This is a genomic window from Clostridium sp. LS (assembly GCF_002760435.1).
In the GTDB taxonomy this organism is placed as follows: Bacteria; Bacillota; Clostridia; order Clostridiales; family Clostridiaceae; genus Clostridium.
The window spans coordinates 35,362-56,084 of record NZ_AUUU01000066.1 but is presented as its reverse complement, the minus strand read 5'-3'; the positions used below and the strand labels follow the sequence as shown (position 1 = coordinate 56,084).

Annotated in this window: 17 protein-coding genes and 1 pseudogene; 3 read left to right on the top strand and 15 right to left on the bottom strand. The window is 29.9% G+C overall.

What is annotated here, in order from left to right; translation table 11 throughout:
- Nucleotides 1–29 precede the first annotated feature (29 nt).
- The 11 genes and pseudogenes from COL3_RS15720 to nifH all read right to left on the bottom strand — a co-directional run bounded on the left by COL3_RS15720 (nucleotide 30) and on the right by nifH (nucleotide 11,750).
- Nucleotides 30–944: a hypothetical protein gene (locus COL3_RS15720; protein ID WP_008426422.1), complete on the bottom strand. Its 915-nt coding sequence runs from the start codon at nucleotides 942–944 to the stop codon at nucleotides 30–32.
- A gap of 275 nt (nucleotides 945–1,219) precedes the next feature.
- A pseudogene (gene nifB / locus COL3_RS15715) lies at nucleotides 1,220–2,452 on the bottom strand (nitrogenase cofactor biosynthesis protein NifB); the annotation flags it as partial.
- 215 nt (nucleotides 2,453–2,667) lie between these two features.
- A complete protein-coding gene (locus COL3_RS15710) occupies nucleotides 2,668–3,051 on the bottom strand; it encodes a P-II family nitrogen regulator (protein WP_008426418.1) in 384 nt (127 codons plus the stop codon).
- Nucleotides 3,052–3,071: 20 nt separating this feature from the next.
- A complete protein-coding gene (locus COL3_RS15705) occupies nucleotides 3,072–3,398 on the bottom strand; it encodes a P-II family nitrogen regulator (RefSeq protein WP_008426416.1) in 327 nt (108 codons plus the stop codon).
- Nucleotides 3,399–3,553: 155 nt separating this feature from the next.
- Nucleotides 3,554–4,525 carry a helix-turn-helix transcriptional regulator gene (locus COL3_RS15700; RefSeq protein WP_008426415.1) on the bottom strand — a complete coding sequence of 324 codons (972 nt, stop codon included), beginning with the start codon at nucleotides 4,523–4,525 and terminating at the stop codon, nucleotides 3,554–3,556.
- 159 nt (nucleotides 4,526–4,684) lie between these two features.
- The gene (locus tag COL3_RS15695) at nucleotides 4,685–6,028 is read right to left on the bottom strand and encodes a nitrogenase component 1 (protein ID WP_008426414.1); all 1,344 of its coding nucleotides are present in this window, start codon (nucleotides 6,026–6,028) and stop codon (nucleotides 4,685–4,687) included.
- Nucleotides 6,013–7,548 carry a nitrogenase component 1 gene (locus COL3_RS15690; RefSeq protein WP_008426413.1) on the bottom strand — a complete coding sequence of 512 codons (1,536 nt, stop codon included), beginning with the start codon at nucleotides 7,546–7,548 and terminating at the stop codon, nucleotides 6,013–6,015. The genes COL3_RS15695 and COL3_RS15690 overlap by 16 nt, the downstream gene beginning before the upstream one ends.
- A 136-nt stretch (nucleotides 7,549–7,684) precedes the next feature.
- Nucleotides 7,685–9,070 (bottom strand): nitrogenase component 1, encoded by a 1,386-nt coding sequence (locus tag COL3_RS15685; protein WP_008426412.1) that lies wholly within the window; start codon nucleotides 9,068–9,070, stop codon nucleotides 7,685–7,687.
- Between the two features lie 51 nt (nucleotides 9,071–9,121).
- Complete coding sequence (locus COL3_RS15680; RefSeq protein ID WP_008426411.1) at nucleotides 9,122–9,463, bottom strand: Fe-only/vanadium nitrogenase subunit delta; 342 nt, start codon at nucleotides 9,461–9,463, stop codon at nucleotides 9,122–9,124.
- A 24-nt stretch (nucleotides 9,464–9,487) separates the two neighbouring features.
- Nucleotides 9,488–10,903 carry a nitrogenase vanadium-iron protein, alpha chain gene (gene vnfD / locus COL3_RS15675; protein ID WP_008426410.1) on the bottom strand — a complete coding sequence of 472 codons (1,416 nt, stop codon included), beginning with the start codon at nucleotides 10,901–10,903 and terminating at the stop codon, nucleotides 9,488–9,490.
- A gap of 22 nt (nucleotides 10,904–10,925) precedes the next feature.
- On the bottom strand, nucleotides 10,926–11,750 hold the full coding sequence (nifH, locus tag COL3_RS15670) for a nitrogenase iron protein (protein ID WP_008426409.1): 825 nt from the start codon (nucleotides 11,748–11,750) through the stop codon (nucleotides 10,926–10,928).
- An 865-nt stretch (nucleotides 11,751–12,615) separates the two neighbouring features.
- Between nifH and anfO the strand changes: the two genes are divergently transcribed.
- Nucleotides 12,616–13,251: a Fe-only nitrogenase accessory protein AnfO gene (gene anfO, locus COL3_RS15665; RefSeq protein ID WP_008426406.1), complete on the top strand. Its 636-nt coding sequence runs from the start codon at nucleotides 12,616–12,618 to the stop codon at nucleotides 13,249–13,251.
- Between the two features lie 56 nt (nucleotides 13,252–13,307).
- Nucleotides 13,308–14,276: a hypothetical protein gene (locus COL3_RS15660; protein WP_008426404.1), complete on the top strand. Its 969-nt coding sequence runs from the start codon at nucleotides 13,308–13,310 to the stop codon at nucleotides 14,274–14,276.
- Nucleotides 14,277–14,388: 112 nt separating this feature from the next.
- Here the strand turns inward: COL3_RS15660 and COL3_RS15655 are convergent, their stop codons facing one another.
- A complete protein-coding gene (locus tag COL3_RS15655; protein WP_347474378.1) occupies nucleotides 14,389–15,387 on the bottom strand; it encodes a helix-turn-helix transcriptional regulator in 999 nt (332 codons plus the stop codon).
- Between the two features lie 280 nt (nucleotides 15,388–15,667).
- On the opposite strand from COL3_RS15655, the gene COL3_RS15650 reads away from it, so the two are divergent.
- A complete protein-coding gene (locus COL3_RS15650) occupies nucleotides 15,668–17,218 on the top strand; it encodes a hypothetical protein (RefSeq protein ID WP_008426400.1) in 1,551 nt (516 codons plus the stop codon).
- A 148-nt stretch (nucleotides 17,219–17,366) separates the two neighbouring features.
- On the opposite strand, the gene COL3_RS15645 is transcribed toward COL3_RS15650, so the two are convergent.
- The 3 genes from COL3_RS15645 to COL3_RS15635 all read right to left on the bottom strand — a co-directional run bounded on the left by COL3_RS15645 (nucleotide 17,367) and on the right by COL3_RS15635 (nucleotide 20,711).
- Nucleotides 17,367–18,434: an ABC transporter substrate-binding protein gene (locus COL3_RS15645; RefSeq protein WP_008426398.1), complete on the bottom strand. Its 1,068-nt coding sequence runs from the start codon at nucleotides 18,432–18,434 to the stop codon at nucleotides 17,367–17,369.
- Between the two features lie 40 nt (nucleotides 18,435–18,474).
- Entirely contained in the window at nucleotides 18,475–19,443 is a 969-nt protein-coding gene (locus tag COL3_RS15640; protein ID WP_347474377.1) for an iron ABC transporter permease, read from the bottom strand.
- 158 nt (nucleotides 19,444–19,601) lie between these two features.
- Entirely contained in the window at nucleotides 19,602–20,711 is a 1,110-nt protein-coding gene (locus COL3_RS15635; RefSeq protein WP_008426395.1) for an ABC transporter substrate-binding protein, read from the bottom strand.
- Between the last annotated feature and the right edge of the window lie 12 nt (nucleotides 20,712–20,723).

Sequence of the window (20,723 nt, the reverse complement as noted above, 5' to 3'; positions counted from 1 at the left end):
TTTGAAAGTATGTTATTTAATTAGTAAAATCAGCATAAATTGCTGCATTTCATATATATTTCTTTTATTTCTTTATCCTCTAATCCTCTTTTCTTTTGAGTACTCATTTTTCTAACTTCTTCTAACATTTTGCTTAAATTGTTACATGCGTACTCAATGTGCAATTCTTTTAATTTTATTTCTAATGAACTAATACCTGAATGTTTCCCAATTATTATTTTGCGTTCTCTTCCAATTTTACTTGGATCATAAGGTTCATATGTGCTTGGATTTTTAGCTATTCCATTTACATGAATACCTGATTCAACATTAAAAATATCTTTTCCTATAAAAGGCATATTAGGCTTAATTTCATGCTCTGTTACTTCTTCAAATAGTTTTAGTACTTCCGGAAATAGCACATAATCTCCACGAATATCTATTTTTTCTAAAAACTTAATTGATCCTAAGATTCCTTCTAGGGGAGTAAATCCTCCTATTCCAGAAAAAGTTGTAACTATTTTTTCACCTCCAGCTCTAAACCATTCTAAACTCATTGCTGTAGAAGCTCCGTATTTATTCTTGATGCATATTTCCAAATTCCCGCCAAAACTTTCCTTTATATTTTTAAAAATCTCTTTATAGTCATAAAAAATAATATCATCTAATCCAACAATTCTAATATTCTTATACTTTAAAGTTAATTCTTTTGATATATTATTACATACATTATAATCTGAAATAATTTCTTCTGTTTCATTAGATAGTCTTATTTTAATTTCCTTGGGCAATGTAGGTAACTTTTCAGACAATTCCCCCGGAATTTCAATATAATCACTTCCTATTTTATATAGCAATTTAACTAATTCAAAAAGCTGGGGAATTCTTCTCAAAAGTCTCTTTCCATACATTTGGTTAAGTACAACTAATGTCTTATCAATAATTATCAATTTTCTTTCATTCATAATTCCAAACACATCCTTTTATTTTTTAATATAACAGCATAAAGGAGCCTATTTAAATATATCAAATAGGCTCCTTTGCCGACAAAAGCCTAAGAATAAATATATCCTTAGACTTCATTGCCCTTATTAAATCTCTTATTACTATATTATTAACGAAAAATATATAAATTATAACCAGTCATTTGTATAAAGACATATCTTAATATAATATTCACTAGAAATAATTTTCTACAAAAACTTAATAACCATATATTTTTTCAAGTCTTTTCTTTTCATTAAACTCGTAAAATATTTTCAACTTCTACTCCTTTTATAATTGATTCTGCAGCTTTTAAAACAGCACCTTCAACTTCCTCACAAGTCATAAAAACCTCTATGCCTTTACTTTTAAATTTATTTGTAGGACTACTTCCTATTCTTAATGATATAATTCCATTGCAATCCTCTAATACATTCATTGTTCTTTTAAACTTATCTACTTCATCATCGTAGCCTTCTTTACCATTACAATACTGATCTACGTCTCTTTTTTCTACAAATATTGGATTATTATCTTTATAATCATATATATAAAATTCAGTAGCATGTCCAAAATGTAAATCTACAACCTTGCCAGTTTTTGATGCTATTGCAAATCTCAACTTTTTTTCTTCTATATTATTTGCAAATTTTAATGACTGATCTTCATCCAAAGTTCCAATTGCATCCGCTCTACATTGTTTGCAATGGTACATTTGAGATATATGTACTTCACATTTTTTTCTTAAGTCCATTACTTCTTTATCACTAGATAATGGAATTTGTTCAAAAACACTGCCCTTAACTGGTATCATTTTTATTATATTAGTTACTGTAGCACCAAGTTCTTTAACTTTCCTTGCTATATCCTCAATATGATTATCATTAATCCCTTTTAACATAACTATATTGACTTTACATACTACGCCTCTATCAGCTAAATACTTAAGTCCAGATAACTGATTATTTAATAATATCTCTGCACCAGATTCACCACTATATCGAATACCTAAGTAATCTATATATTTATAAACTTTACCTGTTATCTTAGGATCTACGCCATTAATAGTTATTGTAACATGTGTAACTCCAAGATTTATTAATTCTTCGCAATAAAACGGAAGCATTAATCCATTTGTTGAAAGACAAAATGTTACTTCTGGATCATATTCCCTTATTAAGGTAATTGTTTCTTTTACCTCTTGAAAATTAGCTAAAGCGTCTCCAGGTCCTGCTATACCAACAACAGTTAAATTAGGTATTTTCTCTTTAACAATTTTATATTTTGTATAAGCATCCTTAGGTTGTAGCACCTCAGTAGTAACACCTGGTCTGCTTTCATTTGCACAGTCATATTTTCTTAAACAATAATTACAGCTAACATTGCATTTAGGTGCAATAGGTAAATGGATCCTTGCATATTTATGTGCAGAATCACAGCTGAAACAAGGATGTTTTTTAGTTTTTTCTTCAATATTACATAAGTTATCTTTTATGTCTATTGAGTTTATTATCTCCACAACAATTCGCCTCCTTTAAATATTATTTACTTCTCGTTCATTTATTATCAGAATGTAAGTCCTATAGAAAGGCTTTTCATATCTACGGGACTTACACCATCTATACATTTTCTTCTTAGTTTATACTTAATTTTAATATTTTGCTAATATACAGATTATTTTTTTATTATTTTACACACACACTATTATAATATTTCAGTTCCTGATTCTCTGTCTCTTACTCTATAGGCTTCTTTAACTGGCAATACAAATATCTTTCCATCTCCAGGAGAACCCGTAGAATTAACAGCAATTATAGTATCTACAACTGTCTTTACTTTATCATCACTTACCATCAATGTGATTAATCTCTTAGGAATTAATCTTCCCTTTTCAGAGACACTTTCATCATAAGATGCTGGAACCTTCTTTCCTGACTCTATAAAAGTCTCAGCTATGGCTTGATCTAGTGATTTTTTCCCTCTACCAAATACTTTTATAAATGTAACTGCTGGAAATCCAGCCTCATAAAGTGCTTCCTTAGTTTGGCTTACCTTATTTAGTCGGATAATACACATTATCTCTTTCATAATTATTTTCCTCCTTGCTTTTACAAGCCTTGTCTTCCACTACTAACTGTATAAACTTCTTCAACTTCAGTTACAAAAATCTTTCCATCTCCAAATGTTCCTTTATCACCTGTTCTGGCATTATCCATAATAATCTTAATTACTTCATCCTTTGCATCATTTCCTACAGTTATCATAAGCATTTCTTTAGGAAGTTCATCATATTCAACACTTCCAACTCTTATTCCCTTTTGTTTACCTCTCCCAAATACATCCATCTTGGTAATTTGAGGATAACCAGCTTCTAATAATGCTGCTAATACCGCATTTACCTTTTCCGGTCTGATAATTGATCGAATCATGTACATAATTTAACCACTCCTATCTTTTTAATATATTACTAAAGCAATATCCCATTATTATGAAACCTGCCTTGGTACTAAAATTAATGTATCCTTAACAAAAAAGGTCTAATTCATTAAATGAATTAGACCTCATTGTCATTAATTATATTAATATATTATTAAGTTTCACCAATTACTTCCCCTAATCGAGAAACATCATATCCACCCAAACTAGATACTTCCGCTTTAAATTCTTCTGATCTAATAATATCTAAAACAGCATTAACACCAGGTAAATTTAAATCCTCTTTTTTAATAATTAAATCATATTGTTCTTTTTGAAGTGGAACAAAATCAATATCTTTAACTTGATAAGATGCTTTTTCTGAACCTAATCCAAAATCTGCTTCACCTCTTGCAATAGCACTGGCAACAGCAATATGCGCAAGGCATTCTCTTTCATAGCCTATAATACTTCTAGAAGGAATTTTCATCTCCTGTATTCGTTCATCTAATAAAACTCTTGTTCCGCTGCCTTTTTCTCTATTTATTATTGTAATATCCTTTCTCCCTAAGTCATCCCAAGACAAAATGTTTTTAGGATTTCCTTTTGCAACATAATATCCTACATTTATGTATGCTAGATTAATTAAAATACAAGGTGTACCTGGAAGCATTTTTTCAACAAAAGGAGTATTATATAATCCAGTTTTCCTATCCCACATATGTGCTGTTGCTATTGTAGCTTTACCTTTATATAGTGAGTAAAGACTATTATAACTTCCCTGATAATATCTTAAATTATGAATACCACTAATACGCATTTCTAAATGACGTGATAATATGTCTAAAATTATGTCTTGACCACAGATAATAAATTGAGATGCCATATTATAATTAGTAGTATACGAATTATTAAGGCTTCCAATTAACTGAACAGTATCTCTCTCTTTAAAATTATTTTCCTCATTATTTAATACAGTCTTTGTTTTATTTTTATACTCTTCTACATCCTTTAAATCTATACGTAATTTCTTTCCAACTTTATATGAATTAATGGAATTTTTCTTAATTAGTTCATATACAGTACTCTTGGATATCTTTAACATGTCAGCAACTTCTTGGGGTGTTAGTGGGGTATTATTCTCCATAAAATGCATCCTTCTTTCCTAATGTAATTACGATACTTTTACTATAGCAATAAATACATGCCATTTCAATAACCTAGCAATAGGCCCCATTATGATAAATCCTCCGTCATGTTGCTTTAAATTTCTCAATAACTCCTCAATATTTTATCAGTCTAAGGTTTACTTAAAACTTTCTGCCCAATCAATCTCCTTTGATCGATAAGCCCTTTCCCAATCATTCCCTATTATCTCCAACATATTAAGCATTCCATCGTATCCCATATAAGCTCTATCAACATATACATCTCGGTTTGTAGGAGAAAAATTATCAAAAGCAAGTTTAATTCCAACTTCTTCTCCTATATATTTCTCCCATGAAGAACCTATAATAGAATCTACATAAACAGATTTTAAAGCTTCTTTTATCTGATAACCATCAACACCAAAAGCAACTTTCGGATTAATACACAGTTCTTTTAATTCCTTATCTAGAATTTTACTCATTTCACTATTACTTGATCTTAAAAGTATTAATTCAGGAATCATTTCTAATTCCTTAAATAACATTCTAACAAGGCCTATTCCCATGGTTGCATCGGCTGATATTGCTATCTTACAGTTACGATATCTTGGTATAATCATAAGCGCCCTTCTTCTAAGAATGCTAATCACAGAATCTTCACCTTGTTTAATTAACTTCTCTACTCTTTTTTCAACTTTAAAATATTTGCCTAATTCCCTTAACCATCTTGCTGTATTTTCTAAACCAATAGGTAGAGGAATATCATTAAGTATTAATGGAACATTAAATTCTTCCTCCATCTTTTTACAGAATTTATACCCTACATCTTGGCTCAGCAAAATGTTTGCAGATGCTTTACTAGCATCTTTTAAGTCTTCTAAAGAAATATCATATGGTATTATGGTTTGAACTCTTATTCCTAAAAAATCCAATGAGCTCTTTAACCAATTTAAATCTGCCCACCACGTTGGATTTATGCTGCCCTGAGGAGCAATTATATTTACAGTATTAGCAATTTTATCTTCACTTTTTTCAATAAAATTCAATAATTCCTTAAGACCTATATCTATCCCATCATAAGCATTTCCTCTAAAACCACCTGCAAATACTGGTATTAATTTAGATTTAATTTCACTTTGAAGCGAATCACACAATCCTTTTATATCTTCACCAATAATATCTGCTGCACATGTTCCTACTACAAACATTACCTTTGTATTAAACGTATTGTCAGCATCCTTTATAAGATTAGTAAGTTTTTCTGATGCACCTAAAATAATATCTGATTCAAATAATCTCGTACATCCTACCTTTCTCTTGGTAAAATCAACTTCATGACTATCAAACGCAGATGCTACCGTAGATGAACACCCTTGAGGAGAATGTATTACAATGCTTACATCTTTTATTCCAGCTATTACACTTGAAACTCCTTCTAAAGCACATCCAATTAATGGATCTTTACTATGATTACAATTGCTAAACTTTAACTCATCATACATTTTCCTCTTCTCCTTTCTCCATACATAGTACAATCCGGAAGGTCACTTCCAAGTTTAGACGTAAGTGAATTTGAAGTTAATCCTACACTTTCTTCTGGAAATACTATTTTTTTAAACATTGCACTCCTCTCTCTAAAAGAATACTGAAGTGCTGTGTTAATACACTTCGCCACCTTCAATGCACCTTTAAAGCCAAATCTAGGTCTATTTAAGATAGCATTTAAATCAACAACAGGAATCTTAGGAAAACTTAGGGAAGAACCAAAATAAACTGTAGTTTCTGGATTTAAATCACCAATAAAACTCATTAATTCTTCTTCAGTTTGTTTCATAGATTCATATTTTCCAAAAGCCAAGGTTCCTTTAGTAATTAATATTTTAGGATCCATACCTGTCTCCAACAAATAATCTATACTAGTTTGTCTTGCATCAGTGCTCCAAGGGTGAAAATTATATATTATTGGATCCATTCCAAAATCTCTTTCTAACATATGTGCAATGGATAAACATTTTACAGCATCATGTCCTTCTATTATTGCTGTTTTTCCTTTTAACTTTTCCTTAGCTTCTTCAAATTCTTGTTTTATTTCTTCAAATTCTTTCTTTATTAAAGCCTCCGCTTCAGCTTCCATGTGTAAGTATTTTGCCGCACCCTTAAGCCACTTTTTTGTAGCTTCGATACCATAAGGTAGTATTGTAGAATTTAATGGTGTATTAAACTCTTTTAGCATGGTATTTCCCATAGCATAGCCAATGTCTAAACATAAAGCACAATTTACTGCTACACTTGGTGCTCTCTTTAGTTCTTCCAAGGTACAGTTACCAGCTATAATAGAATTAACCTTTGCTCCCATTTCAGTTACAAGCCTTATTAATTCTTTAACATCTGTCTGAACCTCAGTTCTCTCAGCTCCCATCTTTCCACCAACAATATTTACTGAGTGTTTTAATTCTTCTTTTAATTCTTTACTTGGAGGATCCATAAGCTTTACCATCTGTTCAAAAACTAAGTCAAATCCGCTTCTGTATTCCCCTGCAAATCCTTCACAATGTATCGCCATAATTTCTGCATTTATTTCTTTGCTCTTTTTTTCAACAATTGCATCTATATTATCTCCTATAATGCCTGTAGCACAACTTGATGCTACAAAAATCACATCAGGATGATATTTTTCATCTACTTCTGAGATTGCTCCATCTAATTCTTTATCACCGCCATAAACCACCTTTTTTTCATCCATATTAGTACTTATGACAGGTTCATATATTGATCCACTATTTCGTGAATTTGTTAATTTATAAGTTTTTTTAACTCCATAAGCACAGCCACTAGGACCGTGTGTAATAATAACAGAATTATTTATTCCACTTAATATTTTGGTTGCTGTCCAAAATTTACAAGGACGTGTATGACTACCTTGAAGACTTGTTGGAATTTTTCCTTCCTTTGCTAACCTATACAGTTCACTTAATCTTCCTTGAAAAACTACACTACTGTCATTATCTGACTTTTTACTCATAACAATCGCCCTCCTTAAATATAAATTTTAAATAAATTATTTTAATAAGGAATATGTCCTAATACCTTAATTAGGACATATTCTCTATATTATAAAATTGTGAGATTTTATCAGTTTTTATAATAGGTATATTTTTTTACCAAACATTTAATACCCATTCTCTTTCATGCTTATATTCCATATGTGAGAATAATGCATTTGCCATAGTTTCAGCTAAATATATAGCACCATTATATCCTATAACTGGATTTCTATATATTCCGGCTCTATCGAAAGTAGGGAATCCTACTCTAACCATAGGAATTTCATTATCAATAGCAACATATCTACCTTTTGAATGTCCCATGATTAAATCTACTTCTACTTCTTTATTTTTTATTCTGCTTTCTAAATCCCAAAGATCAGCATTAGTAATGATTTGCATATCAAAATCAACTTTATTCTTCAATTCTTCAATTCTTGGATCTCTAGAATATCCTTTATTATCATCACCTAATAGTAATAATACAGGTTTCATTTCACATTCTAAGCAGAATTCTGCTAATGCTAAAACTAAATCCGGATCACCATAAATAGCAACTTTTTTATCAGCAAAGAACATGTGAGCAAGGTCAGCTATTGCATCAATCGCTTTACCACGTTCTATAGCTAAAGATTCTGGTACTTTTCTATCAGTCAATTTTGTTAAATTCATTAGGAATTTATCTGTATTTTTAATTCCTATTGGCATACTATCAATTATTGCTGGAACCTTAAACTTAGTTTCTAAAGTTTTAGCTGCTTTACCACCTTCATATTTACATAAAACTACTGAAGCTTTTGCATTAGCACTGTCTTCTAAATCTTCAACAGTAGTGCTGCCATATGCAAATGAATCCTTACCTGGCATAGTTGGAGCATCAAAACTCTCTGTATCCATCAAGAAATTACCTTCTATTTGCATTTCATTAAATATATGTTTAACTTCTTTTACATCACCTGGGTTTACCCATCCAGTAAATACATTGATTTTATTATTTTTCTTGCCTTCTTTAGCTACTTTTGTTACAATATCATTGATAGCAGTATCGTAACCAGTTATTTGGCTTCCAGTATAACTTGGTGTATGGACTGGTACTAATATTACTTCACGATCAGGGAATTCCTTTTTAATTCTCTTTTCTAATTTTAGTACTAGTCCGTCAATATCATCACCTATTGTTTCAGTTGAGCATGTTGTTATAATTGGGAGAATCCTTAAATGTGGATATCTTCCTATCATAGTCATTACTGCTTCTTCAGCTTGAGCTAGTCCTCCAAATACAGCAGTACTCTCATGAACTGATGATGAAGCAATATCAAAATTCTCGTTAAAATGTTGTGCAAATAATAGTCTTACGAACATACAACATCCTTGTCCACCATGTACTAGTGGTATGCAATCTTTAATTCCTATACCAACAAATTGAGCACCCGCAGGTTGACAAGTGAATATAGGATTTATTATTCCTTTTCTTTCTTTTTCCTGTAAAGAACAAGACATACTTTCACCTCTTCTCCTAAATTAATACTTTTGTGTTTATTAATATTACTGTTAATAGTACGAAACATTAAGTTCTCCATTTAATGAATTTGTAACGGTAACATCAATTAATTTCGCCTTAACTCTGTCTATTAATTCTGTAACACCTTTTTCATTTAAGCCTTCAATAAATTTCAAGTCTCTTTTTATATCATTGACAACAATTTTAGCTTCACTATAATAATGTTTATCTGTTAAACTGTCACCTAAAGAACACTTTCCTGTTATTAGTAGTTCTTTTGCTGCATCTAAAATACCATTAATATTGTTTTCTCTATCCCAATTTCTTGAATAGAATTGCCATAAATATTTTTTTTGAATATATTTATATAATTCATTTACATTATTCTCCACAATCTTCACCTCACTCAATAAGTATTAAACTGATTCACTTATTATTGCTTTTGATTGTGCTACAATATCATCAGCAGCTAATTTCATCATTGGGCTGTTTACAGCATTATATATATCTCTTGCCATATTTACTGCACCTTCAAATCCCATGTATGGCCCATTATGATAAGCATGTCCATTAACATATGGTAAATGAACTTTCTTTATCAAATCTCCTACTCTAGGTCCAGTGAAAACAACATCTGGATGTACCATTTCTAATACGTCAAAGAATTCTAGTTCATTAGCATCATCAATATATATAGCACCTTCATGACCTCTTGAAATAACTTTTTCAAAATCTTCTTGATGACCAAATTTTGAAGACATTGCAACAACTGTCATTCCTAAATCATCTTCTAAAGCTTTAGTCCAGTGCCACAATCTTGGTCCTCCTGTCCAAATAGCAACTTTTTTACCACTAAGACGTTCCTTGTACCAATCCATTTTAGCTTTATATTTTTCCATTTCTTCTTCAATAAGAGCTTCAACCTTATCTTCAATACCGAAGAATACTCCTACTTTTCTTAAAGCTTCAGCAGTATAACTGAATCCCCAAGTATCAACATCAAGTCTTGGAATTCCATATCTCTTATTAAGCTCATTTGCTAAATATCCTGCTGATCTTGCACAGTTAACAACACTTACTTGTGCTCTATGCATTGAACGACATTCATCATATGTTGCATTTCCAGTAAAGTCAGCAATTATTTGTATTCCTAATTTCTCCATATAACCATGCAATACATAAGCATCACCTTGAATATTATAGTCACCAATTAGGTTAACTGTATATTCACTTGTTATTTCTGGTTCAACTGTTCCAACTTTTTCATTAATCCAACCAATATTAAGAACGTGGTGACCTTTGGATTGGCTAACTCCTGCAAATCCTGGACATTCAACAACAAATATATCTACATCCCCTAATTCTTTCATTACTTGTTTTGCAACAGCCTTAGGGTCATCACCAATTAATGCAGTAGCGCATGTTGTATACACAAACATTCTCTTTATATCTGGCATTTGTTTAAAAGCTTCGATCATACTAGCTTTTAATTGTTTTTCTCCACCAAATACTACATTACTTTCTTTCATGTTTGTTGACCAAACATATTTTAATTGAAAGTTATCATTGTCACTTGGATATCTTTTTGTATGCCAAGTATCATAAGCGCATCCAACAGGACCATGTATCATTTGGATTGTATCTTTTAAAACTCCACCTATAACCAGCTTAGCTCCACAGAAAGCACATCCTCTTTCTGATAATGTCCCTGGAATAGTTTCTATATTTGAAAGTGGTAAAAATTCTGTAATATCTTCTCCTGGTGCTTTTATATAACAATGCTTTTTACGTTCTGGTATAAGCTCGTCACTTTTAAATAGCGTTAATGGCATTTGCTACACCTCCTATTATTTTTTATTCAGCTATTCCGTATTTAACAACCATAGCTTCTAATTCATCCATGCTTAATGGTGTTGGAATTACAAAGTTTTCATTATTTATAATCTTTCTTGCAAGTTCACCATACTCTTTAGCTTGATTACATTCTGGATCATATTCGATTACTGTTTTCTTATTAAATTCTGCAACTTGAACTACATTGTCTCTAGGTACAAAGTGTATCATTTGAGTTCCAAGTGCATCTGCAAATTCTTTCATAAGTTCTTTTTCTCTATCAACATTACGGCTGTTACAGATTAATCCACCTAATCTAACTCCACTTTGATTTGCATATTTAAGTAATCCACGGCAAATATTATTTGCTGCATATACTGCCATCATTTCACCTGATGTTACAATATAAACTTCTTGTGCTTTACCATCTCTAATTGGCATTGCAAATCCTCCGCAAACAACGTCACCTAATACATCGTAGAATACATAATCAAGATCTGGAGTATATGCTCCTAAATCTTCCATTAAGTTAATTGCTGTTATAACTCCTCTACCAGCACATCCAACTCCTGGCTCTGGACCGCCTGATTCAACACCTTTAATTCCTAAGAATCCGTCTTTAACAACTTTTTCAACTGTTATTGCATCTTCGCCTTCTTCTCTAAGCATGTCCATTAAAGTATCTTGTGGTTTTCCTCCTAGTATCATACGAGTTGAATCTGCTTTTGGATCGCAACCGTGAATAAATACCTTTTGATTGTAGAATTTAGCCATTGCTGAAGCAGTGTTTTGTTGTGTAGTAGATTTCCCTATTCCACCTTTTCCATAGAATGCGATTTTTTTCATAATAAAAACTCCCTTCGTGTTTTAATATAGTTTAATAATTTTAATATATATTTTAATCATTATAATTAAGAAGTAATACTATTGACTAAAAATATCATTTTTCAATAATATAAATCTTATTATTTAATGATGTAAAATCTAATAATTATAAAATATATGCGCCGTTGCACTTAACTTATATGAAGTTTTAATTTTTGTATCTTAATTACACAAATTTAAATATACGTCGTTGTATAAGGAAAATTTTTCGATTTGATTAAGAACAAATACTGTATGTTATAACTACTTAAGTTACTTAACTATACATCTTTGTATAATAGAAGTATTTAGAATTATACTTTTAAGATAATGCGTTATAACTATCTGAGATTGTAATTATACGCCTTTGTATAAGAAATTTTATTTTACTAAACAAAATATGATTAATTTGTTTATTTGTATGCTGTTCTACTATATCACATTTCATCACATTTTGTTTAGTTCTGTGTGGAAATCAATAGCAATTGTGCTATTTATTTATGATCTTGTAGTTATTTTACGTTCAATTTTATAGTTTGTCAATAGTTTTTTTATTTATTTTTTCCACTTAGTTTTGTTTCATATGTTTTGGTACAATTTGATGTCGTTTAATTTGACTTTGTAGTCATTTTACGTGTATTTTTTGTTAATGTCAACATATTTTTGATTAATTTTTCCCATAATAGTCAGTTTGTTTGAAGTTAAAATTAATTATATGTAGCAAAAACTAGTTGATTTTATGCATTATACCTTCTATAATTATAACAATACATCACGTTTAGACCAATTTCATACATTGCGTCTGAGTTAATTGTATATTTATATTATTTTTAGGAGAGTGATTTATATGAATTCAATTGCAGTTTTATTAAATGATTATAGTGAGACATGCTCTTGGCTAGACACTGGAGAAATTAAGCTTTATAAAAAAGAAAATGAAGAATGGATAGAATCTAAGAGTCTGCCATATTCTATTTCAACTAATAGCAGTATCGTTAATATAAGAAAAAACCTATCAAACTTAATAGAAAAACTAGATGACTGTAAAGTATTAGTTGCAAAAGAGGTTTCCGGACAGCTATTTAGTATTTTAGAAGCATATTGCTTCAATGTTTATGAACTTAACGGAACTCCAAGTGATTTCTTAGATTCTGTATTAATTTCTGAAACCAAACTTCAGAAAGAAGAAGCCCTCTTAGCATCTCAAGCCACAAACAAATTCTTCCCTGAAAAAATAGATAAGTTCGGAAATTACACTATAGATTTAAAAAAACTATTACAAGAAGACGGAACAGTTTCATCTAAGCAAATTTTAATCCTTTTTTTAAAAGAGGAGGAATTTGAAAGTTTAGAAGTCGTTTGTGATCATGTACCTAAATGGTTTGACAGAGAATTAGCTAATATGGGCTACAACTTTCATACTATTACTCGTAAAGACGGTAATATCAGTGTATCAATTTTCCCTACGCGCAACTCAAAATAAAAAATTAATTAGATTAGGCATTTTATTTAATTATATAATGTAGAGGAGGAATAATAATGGAGACTTTTGTAACTAATTATGGAGCAATTTCAGGAATATCTAGTTATAACCTATACGAAAATGGTAACTTAAAAGATTGTACTACTAAAAAACCTAATATTTTAAAAACAAAATACGGAGATTTAATTCCTCAATACGACTATATTGATATCAGACGCAAGTATATTAAATCAATTTCATTTTATTCAGATGGAGTAATTCAACGCATATCATTAAATGAACAAACACCAATCGAAACATCTATAGGTATCATAAACTCTGAATTAATCACATTTTACCCTAATGAAAATATCAATAGAATTTTTCCTTTAAACGGACAGCTTTCTGCTTATTGGGACGAGGATCAAGAATATAACTTAAGTAAAGAAATAAACTTAACCTTTCCTTTTGGAAGTTATAATTTAAGAACAACCGGAATATATTTTTATGAAAATGGTAATGTTAAAGGCCTGTCACTTTGGCCAAATGAAAGATTAGAAATAGATACACCTCTGGGCATACAATCAGTTCGACTTGGTATTTCAATTTATGAAAACGGAAATATAAAAGCTTTCGAACCAAGCTCTCCAATTTCTATTTCAACTCCAATAGGAAATATTTCAGCTTTTGATGCAAATAATTACACATTCTTTAAGGAGATAAAATCAGTTAATTTTTCTGAAGATGGTTATATTGAATCTCTTCTTTCATCAAAGAATAAGGTTACAGTAATTGATCCCAATAAGAAAGTTTATGAATTCGAGCCAAAATCTTACGATGATCTTGGCAATGGTGATTTTTATATTTATCCGTTAAAAATAAGCTTCTTCGATACTTCAGTTTCATTTAACGATGGTATTAAGTTTGAAATCGAAGAATGCACCTTTATAGTTGAAGAGCTTCAATTAGCCGATACTCCTAAATGCACAAGTGATTGTTCAACTTGCGGGGCTGCTTGTTCACCCGGCGGCATCTCAATAGTATAAAAAACTTTAACTTATTTTAATAAATTATATTGTAATAATAAAACTTTATAGATATCTATAACTAAGAAATCTATAAAGTTTTATTTTTAGATTAATTATTAAATTTAAGTTTTCAATCCTGCATAATAATCTTTCCTGTCTCACTGATATCGTATCCACCTATTCCTAGTAATTCTAACTGAAATTCTTTTGAATTAAGAATTTCCAATACAGCTTGAATTGGCGGAGTATCCAAATCTTCTTTTTTTATTATTAAATCATACCTTTCTTTTTGTAGTGGCATGAAATCAACATTACTAACCTGCAGAGAAGCTTTTTCATTTCCAACCCCAACATCTGCATCACCTCTTGCAACAGTGCTTGCTACAGCTAAATGCGATAATTCTTCATTTCTGTAACCATTAATTAACTTAGGCGATATTCCTAGTTTCTTAAGCTTTTCATCAATTAAAACTCGAACACCACATCCCTTCTCCCGATTTATCATCAATATATCCGGACGAGTTAAATCAGTCCAAGTGTGAATGTTCTTCGGATTGCCCTTCGCTACATAAAATCCCTGCATTCTGCAGACCAAATGAACAATGGCACATGGCGCACCAGGAAGCAGCCTTGGTATATAAGAAAGATTATACTCTTCAGTATTGCCATCCCATAAATGAGATGTAGCAACAGTTACATTACCCCTATACAATTCAACTAAACCATTATAACTACCTATGTAACACCTGAGCGCTTGAACCCCTTTGGGATGACGTTCTAAATGCCTTGTTAATACATCCAGCAAAATATCCTGACCACAAATTATAAAATCTTTTTTAGAATTTGTAACCGGAATAAACTGTTTCTGATTATAATTAGAAACCATCGGCTCCTCTCTCTGATTAGTTTTTACTTGAATATTTTGCTTTATATTAGTTCTACTTTTATTTTTATATTCTTCAATATCATTTTCATCAATGCGAACTTTTCGTCCAACTCTATATGAAGGAAGCTCTCCTCTTTTAATCAATTCATAAACCGTATTTTTCGAAATATTTAGTATTTCAGCAACTTCTTGAGTAGATAGACCTGCACTTGCTTTCACTTTAAACATCCACCTTTCAATCATCTAGTAATATACTTATTATCTGACAGATTTATATGTTTTTCAAGTATTCTGTCTTAATTATCAAACTTTTCATATATTCTCCAATAAATTATTAATTTCTTATTTATAAATTTTAAATAAAGTTATTGCAATACCAAAGCATACACTTTATAATATTTTTAATACCATTTCGTAATGTTTAATACAATTTTATATAGTTATGTAGCAAATAATTTTCAATCAAAGCATATGAGATATTAATATCATATTTTTTCCATTTCTTCAAGGGGGTGTTTTGCAAATGGAATCCATAATAAAAACAGTATATTCAGATAATCTAAATATTAAAAACTTTTCAAAAATGCTTGGAGAAGAATGGAATATATCCTCTTCAATTTTTAAAGATTATATTTTAGCTAATTTAAGCATTGCTATAACCAGAAACAAGGAACTTAATAAAAACATTAATAAAATATATCAATTAGATATTATCAAATATAATAATGCTGCTATAAGCTCAACTTGTATCAAACATGTTATCATGACTCAAGGCACACTCGAACAAGAAATTAACGGAAGAAAAGCATTAGGTATTCTATTAGTCGCTGAAACAGACTATATTTTAAGAGATACTATAATTAATTTATTAAGAAAATCTTACCCTATAATTTTTAACGCTGTTAAAAAGCATGATAAAAGAGATTTAGCAAAGAGATACCTTAAAATGGATGAAATCACTAGAAAAACAGAAGCTAGACTTGACGCATCAATATATTTTTATTTTTGTCTATATCGCTCAAAAGAAATTGTTGATCAAGGTTTCGTTCTTTCAATAGTTGAAGATATGAAATATTTTGAATTTTGTGATCCAATAACAAGAATAATTGATAAAGAGCTTGAACTTCATAAAAAAGAAATACAAGAAATCAAAAATTTATTAAAAAAAGAATTTGGTAAAATAAATAATTATAAGGATATTTTAAGAAGTGACCTAGAATCAATTAATGAATTTGGTGAAATGTTAGAAAACATCTTTATTATAAATAAATTTGATATTAATTATCTTTTTTCTAATTCGGATTTTCTAAATATTGATGAAATAATACTATCCTACATAAAAAGAAACACCGGAAATATAGATATAGATGTATTGCTTCAATCATTGATTAGCGGTATTTTTATTAAATCTTTAATTAATGAGTATAAAAATTCTAGAAATTTATATTTTAATAATAGTACTGAGACATCGCTATTTGAAATAAATTCTTTAGAAAAAAAACTAAAAAAATTAGAAGAAGAAAATAATAATTTAGTAACAAACATTAATGCTCTGAAAAAAGACAATGAATCACAAAATACAATTTTAAATAATATAACAAATGATTTAAATAAGAAACATAATTTTGAAACTTCAACTCTAAAAAGCAGAATAGAAGAACTTGAAAATCAATTATTATCAGAAAAGAAATATAGAAATGAATTAAATGAAGTTAGAGAATATTTATTTAAACTAAATAATTCTTACGTACCTGAATCTACTAAAAAAACCTTAGATTATTTTATTGCAAGAAATAATATTATTATTATTGGAGGCACTAAGGATTGGAGAAGAAAATTTAGAGAAAAATATCCTACTTTACGTACTCTAAATGGATTTAACGGAAGTTTTGATCCTAATATTTTAATAAATTACGATTACGTTTTCTTCTATACAGGATATATGGATCACGCTACCTATTATAGGGCTATGAATTTTATACGCTCTCATGATATAAAATTTGGATATATCGGAAAAACAAATATGGAATTAGTCGAATATGAACTTATTGATGAGCTTGAGAAATATAATTAAATTAAAGCTTATGACTTAAATACTATAGACTAAATCAATTTTAAAATCATTATTTAATTGAAAGAAGTTGTCCAGAATTATTATAATTTGGACAACTTCTTTTATTACAGTATTTCTTTAATTAGTATTCGTGGTATTTTAGCATTAATTATTGTTGTTGAGTGTAGATATTTTTTAAATCTTCATCAGAAAGTGTATAGTTATAATTTTTAATATAAAAATCTTTAACTTCTTTGTCTATATTTATATTTGAAAATAAATCTGGATGAAGAATCTTAGCCGCCCATAGAGGTTGAAGCGCTGCTTCTGCACTTCTTACACACCATAGGTACATACTCTTCGGATTAACATAGATCTTTCCGTTTTTTACTGCATCAATATTATTCCAATCTTGGTTTGAAAGAATAGAATCTTTAGTTTTTGCATCTCTTACAATTATCACATCAGGATTCCATTTTAATATACTTTCCAGTGTTACATCTTTAAACTTCCCTTCTACTCCTGCTTGTGCAGCAACATTTACTCCTCCAGCCTCTTGTATCCAAGAATCAACTATTGTGTTCTTACCTTCTGTATTGAGTTCATTATTAGCACAATAATATACTTTAACCTTATCCTTTTCCGAAAGCGTATTTGTTTTATCTTTAATAATTTTAATGTTATTATTGTAGTAATTACTAAATTCATCTGCTTTCTTTTCTTCTTCACTGCCTAAAGTTTGTCCAACAATTTTTATTGAATCTCTCATTTTTTCTGCACTTTGAAAACTTATTGTTACAACTGGTATATTAAGTGATGCGATTTGATCTCTTAGCGCATCATTGCTTTCCCCATCCATTATAACTACATCTGGATTTGTATTAATTAATGCTTCTGAATTGAGCTTTGTATCAAAAGGCGCTGGAATATTTATTGCATTAGGATAAATTTTAACTAAGAGTGGTATTGACTTAATATTAGTTTGTGTTGCAACTATTTTATTACCAGCTCCAAGCATATAAACCATTTGAGTAATACTATTTAGCGAAAGGGCAACTTTCTTAACTTCTTTTGGCAATTCAACCTTTCTTCCTTCAATATCTATAACTGTTCTTGTTTTCAATTCACTTTCTTTACTAGAACTATCTGCCTGCTTACTACATCCTGACAAAGTAGAACTAAACATCACAACTAATAAAGAAAATATAATTAACTTTTGTGCTTTTTTTACTAACATAATTAGCACCTCCTTAAGTTTTACAATTTAATCTACATATTTACTGAGTGAAATTACCTCTAGTTGATTTAAGCAGTAAATAGAAAAAGAATGGAGCCCCAATTAACGATGTTAAAATACCTAGCGGTACTTCTTTTATTAAAATACCTCTAGCAATATCATCAACCAAAAGTAAAAATATACTTCCAATTAACATAGAAACAGGTAATAACTTTTTATAATCAGACCCTACTACAAAACGCGATATATGAGGAATTATAAGACCAATCCAGCCTATTTCTCCGCATATTGAAATAGATGATGCAGTTAATAAAGTTGAGCATATAATTATTACTATTCTTGTTTCATTTGTATCAATCCCCATGGCTTGTGCTTCTTCTTCCCCAAAGGATAGAAGATTTAATCTCCATCTCATTAAAAACAGAGGAATCATTCCAAAAACAAATGGAAATATTAATATTATTAAATCTTTGTTTCGTATAGAAGAAAGACTCCCCATTAACCAAAATGTAATAGCTGGTAATTTAGTTTCAGGATCAGCCACATATTTAGCCACCGATATAAATGATGAAAACATTGCTGAAATTACCATACCTGTTAATATTAAAATTAAAACAGTACTGTTTCCTCTACCAAGAAATTTACCAATAAAATATGTTAAAGATACTGCTGCTAACCCAATTAAAAGCGAAGATAATTGTATACCTACAATATTCCAAGATAATAAAATTGCAATGGCAGCTCCAAATCCTGATCCAGCCGAAACCCCGAGAACATCAGGTGATACCATTGGATTTTTGAACAAACCTTGATATGCAGCTCCAGATGCAGCTAAAGCTGCACCAATTAAAACTGCTGTCAATATTCTTGGGATGCGAATATTAAATAGAGCCGTTTCTATAGTAACATCCCATGTAACTTGCAAATTAAGTATTTTACCTATAAAAATTTTTATTAATTCAGGTAGTGAAACAGAATAATTTCCTATTGTAAAAGATAATAAAAACAATATAATTAGTAAAATAATAAGACTACCAATAATTATATTATCTTTAAGATCCTTATTTAGATTATTTTTAAATAATCCCTTTCTAAGTCGGAGCCTGCATACCGGTTCTATATTTATCACTCCTTTATTGTGAAATTATTTATACAAAAATAAGACTTTTATTTGTTTATTATTGCATTATTCAATAAATATTTAACTTCATCATCAGTTAAATTATAATTATAGAAAGTTTTATAGAAATTCTTTATTTCAGTATTAATATCTAGTTTTACATAATCAGGATATAGTAAATTTCCTAGCCACTCTATTCCAATTATTCTTGCAGCTGAGGGTGGTCGGTCAAAAAAATTAAATGGTAATGCTGGAATCTTATATACCTTCTTATCTTTTACCGCTTTTATATTAGCCCACTTTTGATCACTATACACATTCTTAAAGAAATCTCCCTTAACTGCTGTAGCTCCTTCTAAAATAACATCTGGATTCCAAGATAAAACTTGCTCCATAGATACACTTGCCATAGATCCAACCTTTTCTTCAGCAATATCTGCAACGTTTTTGCCTTGCACTAAATCTAAAACTTCAGTGTGTACATTACCTGAAATATCAGTTTGAAGTCCTTCTCCACCTTCAGCGTAATATACTTTTACCTTTTTATCTTCAGGTATACTTTTTACAAGAGATTTTATATTATCAATAGTTTTCCTAGAATAATCTGCAAGCTCTTTTCCACGTTGCTGCTCGCCAAGGCATTCACCTAAAAATTTATACACTTTATCTGTAGATTCTAAATCTGTTGATACTTTTACAACTGGAATTTTTAACTGTTCTTGAATGTCATCTGCTGGATAAACCTCATCTTCATCTGAACAAACAATTAAATCAGGCTTTAATTTTAGTACGCTTTCATAATCAAGCTTTTTATCAGAGGTTGTCCCAAGCACAGGTAAATTAATAAATTTATCTCCTAAATATTTTTTAGCCTCTGCCTTTGGAGTAAAACTTAATCCTACTAATTTATCAGGATCTAAAGTATACAAATCAACAGTAGTATTGTTGCTAAGAGAAACTACCTTGTTAACTTTTGTTGGTATTGTTACTTTCCTTCCTGACATATCTGTAACTTCTTTAGTTAAAGCTTCCTTATTATCAGTTGTTTTTTCTTGCGCTGCTTTACTGCATCCTGCAAAAAGAAATAAGCATGTAATTGTACAAATTATTTTCATGGCAGCACTTTTAAAGTTAATGCACATAATATCTTTTTTCATAAATAAACACTT

Excerpts from the sequence above, each read along its gene's own strand:
- COL3_RS15720 (WP_008426422.1), bottom strand. The coding sequence starts at position 944 with ATGAATGAAAGAAAATTGATAATTATTGATAAGACATTAGTTGTACTT.
- COL3_RS15710 (WP_008426418.1), bottom strand. The coding sequence starts at position 3,051 with ATGAAAGAGATAATGTGTATTATCCGACTAAATAAGGTAAGCCAAACT.
- COL3_RS15705 (WP_008426416.1), bottom strand. The coding sequence starts at position 3,398 with ATGTACATGATTCGATCAATTATCAGACCGGAAAAGGTAAATGCGGTA.
- COL3_RS15700 (WP_008426415.1), bottom strand. The coding sequence starts at position 4,525 with ATGGAGAATAATACCCCACTAACACCCCAAGAAGTTGCTGACATGTTA.
- COL3_RS15695 (WP_008426414.1), bottom strand. The coding sequence starts at position 6,028 with ATGTATGATGAGTTAAAGTTTAGCAATTGTAATCATAGTAAAGATCCA.
- COL3_RS15690 (WP_008426413.1), bottom strand. The coding sequence starts at position 7,548 with ATGAGTAAAAAGTCAGATAATGACAGTAGTGTAGTTTTTCAAGGAAGA.
- COL3_RS15685 (WP_008426412.1), bottom strand. The coding sequence starts at position 9,070 with ATGTCTTGTTCTTTACAGGAAAAAGAAAGAAAAGGAATAATAAATCCT.
- vnfD (WP_008426410.1), bottom strand. The coding sequence starts at position 10,903 with ATGCCATTAACGCTATTTAAAAGTGACGAGCTTATACCAGAACGTAAA.
- nifH (WP_008426409.1), bottom strand. The coding sequence starts at position 11,750 with ATGAAAAAAATCGCATTCTATGGAAAAGGTGGAATAGGGAAATCTACT.
- anfO (WP_008426406.1), top strand. The coding sequence starts at position 12,616 with ATGAATTCAATTGCAGTTTTATTAAATGATTATAGTGAGACATGCTCT.
- COL3_RS15660 (WP_008426404.1), top strand. The coding sequence starts at position 13,308 with ATGGAGACTTTTGTAACTAATTATGGAGCAATTTCAGGAATATCTAGT.
- COL3_RS15655 (WP_347474378.1), bottom strand. The coding sequence starts at position 15,387 with ATGATTGAAAGGTGGATGTTTAAAGTGAAAGCAAGTGCAGGTCTATCT.
- COL3_RS15650 (WP_008426400.1), top strand. The coding sequence starts at position 15,668 with ATGGAATCCATAATAAAAACAGTATATTCAGATAATCTAAATATTAAA.
- COL3_RS15645 (WP_008426398.1), bottom strand. The coding sequence starts at position 18,434 with ATGTTAGTAAAAAAAGCACAAAAGTTAATTATATTTTCTTTATTAGTT.
- COL3_RS15635 (WP_008426395.1), bottom strand. The coding sequence starts at position 20,711 with ATGAAAAAAGATATTATGTGCATTAACTTTAAAAGTGCTGCCATGAAA.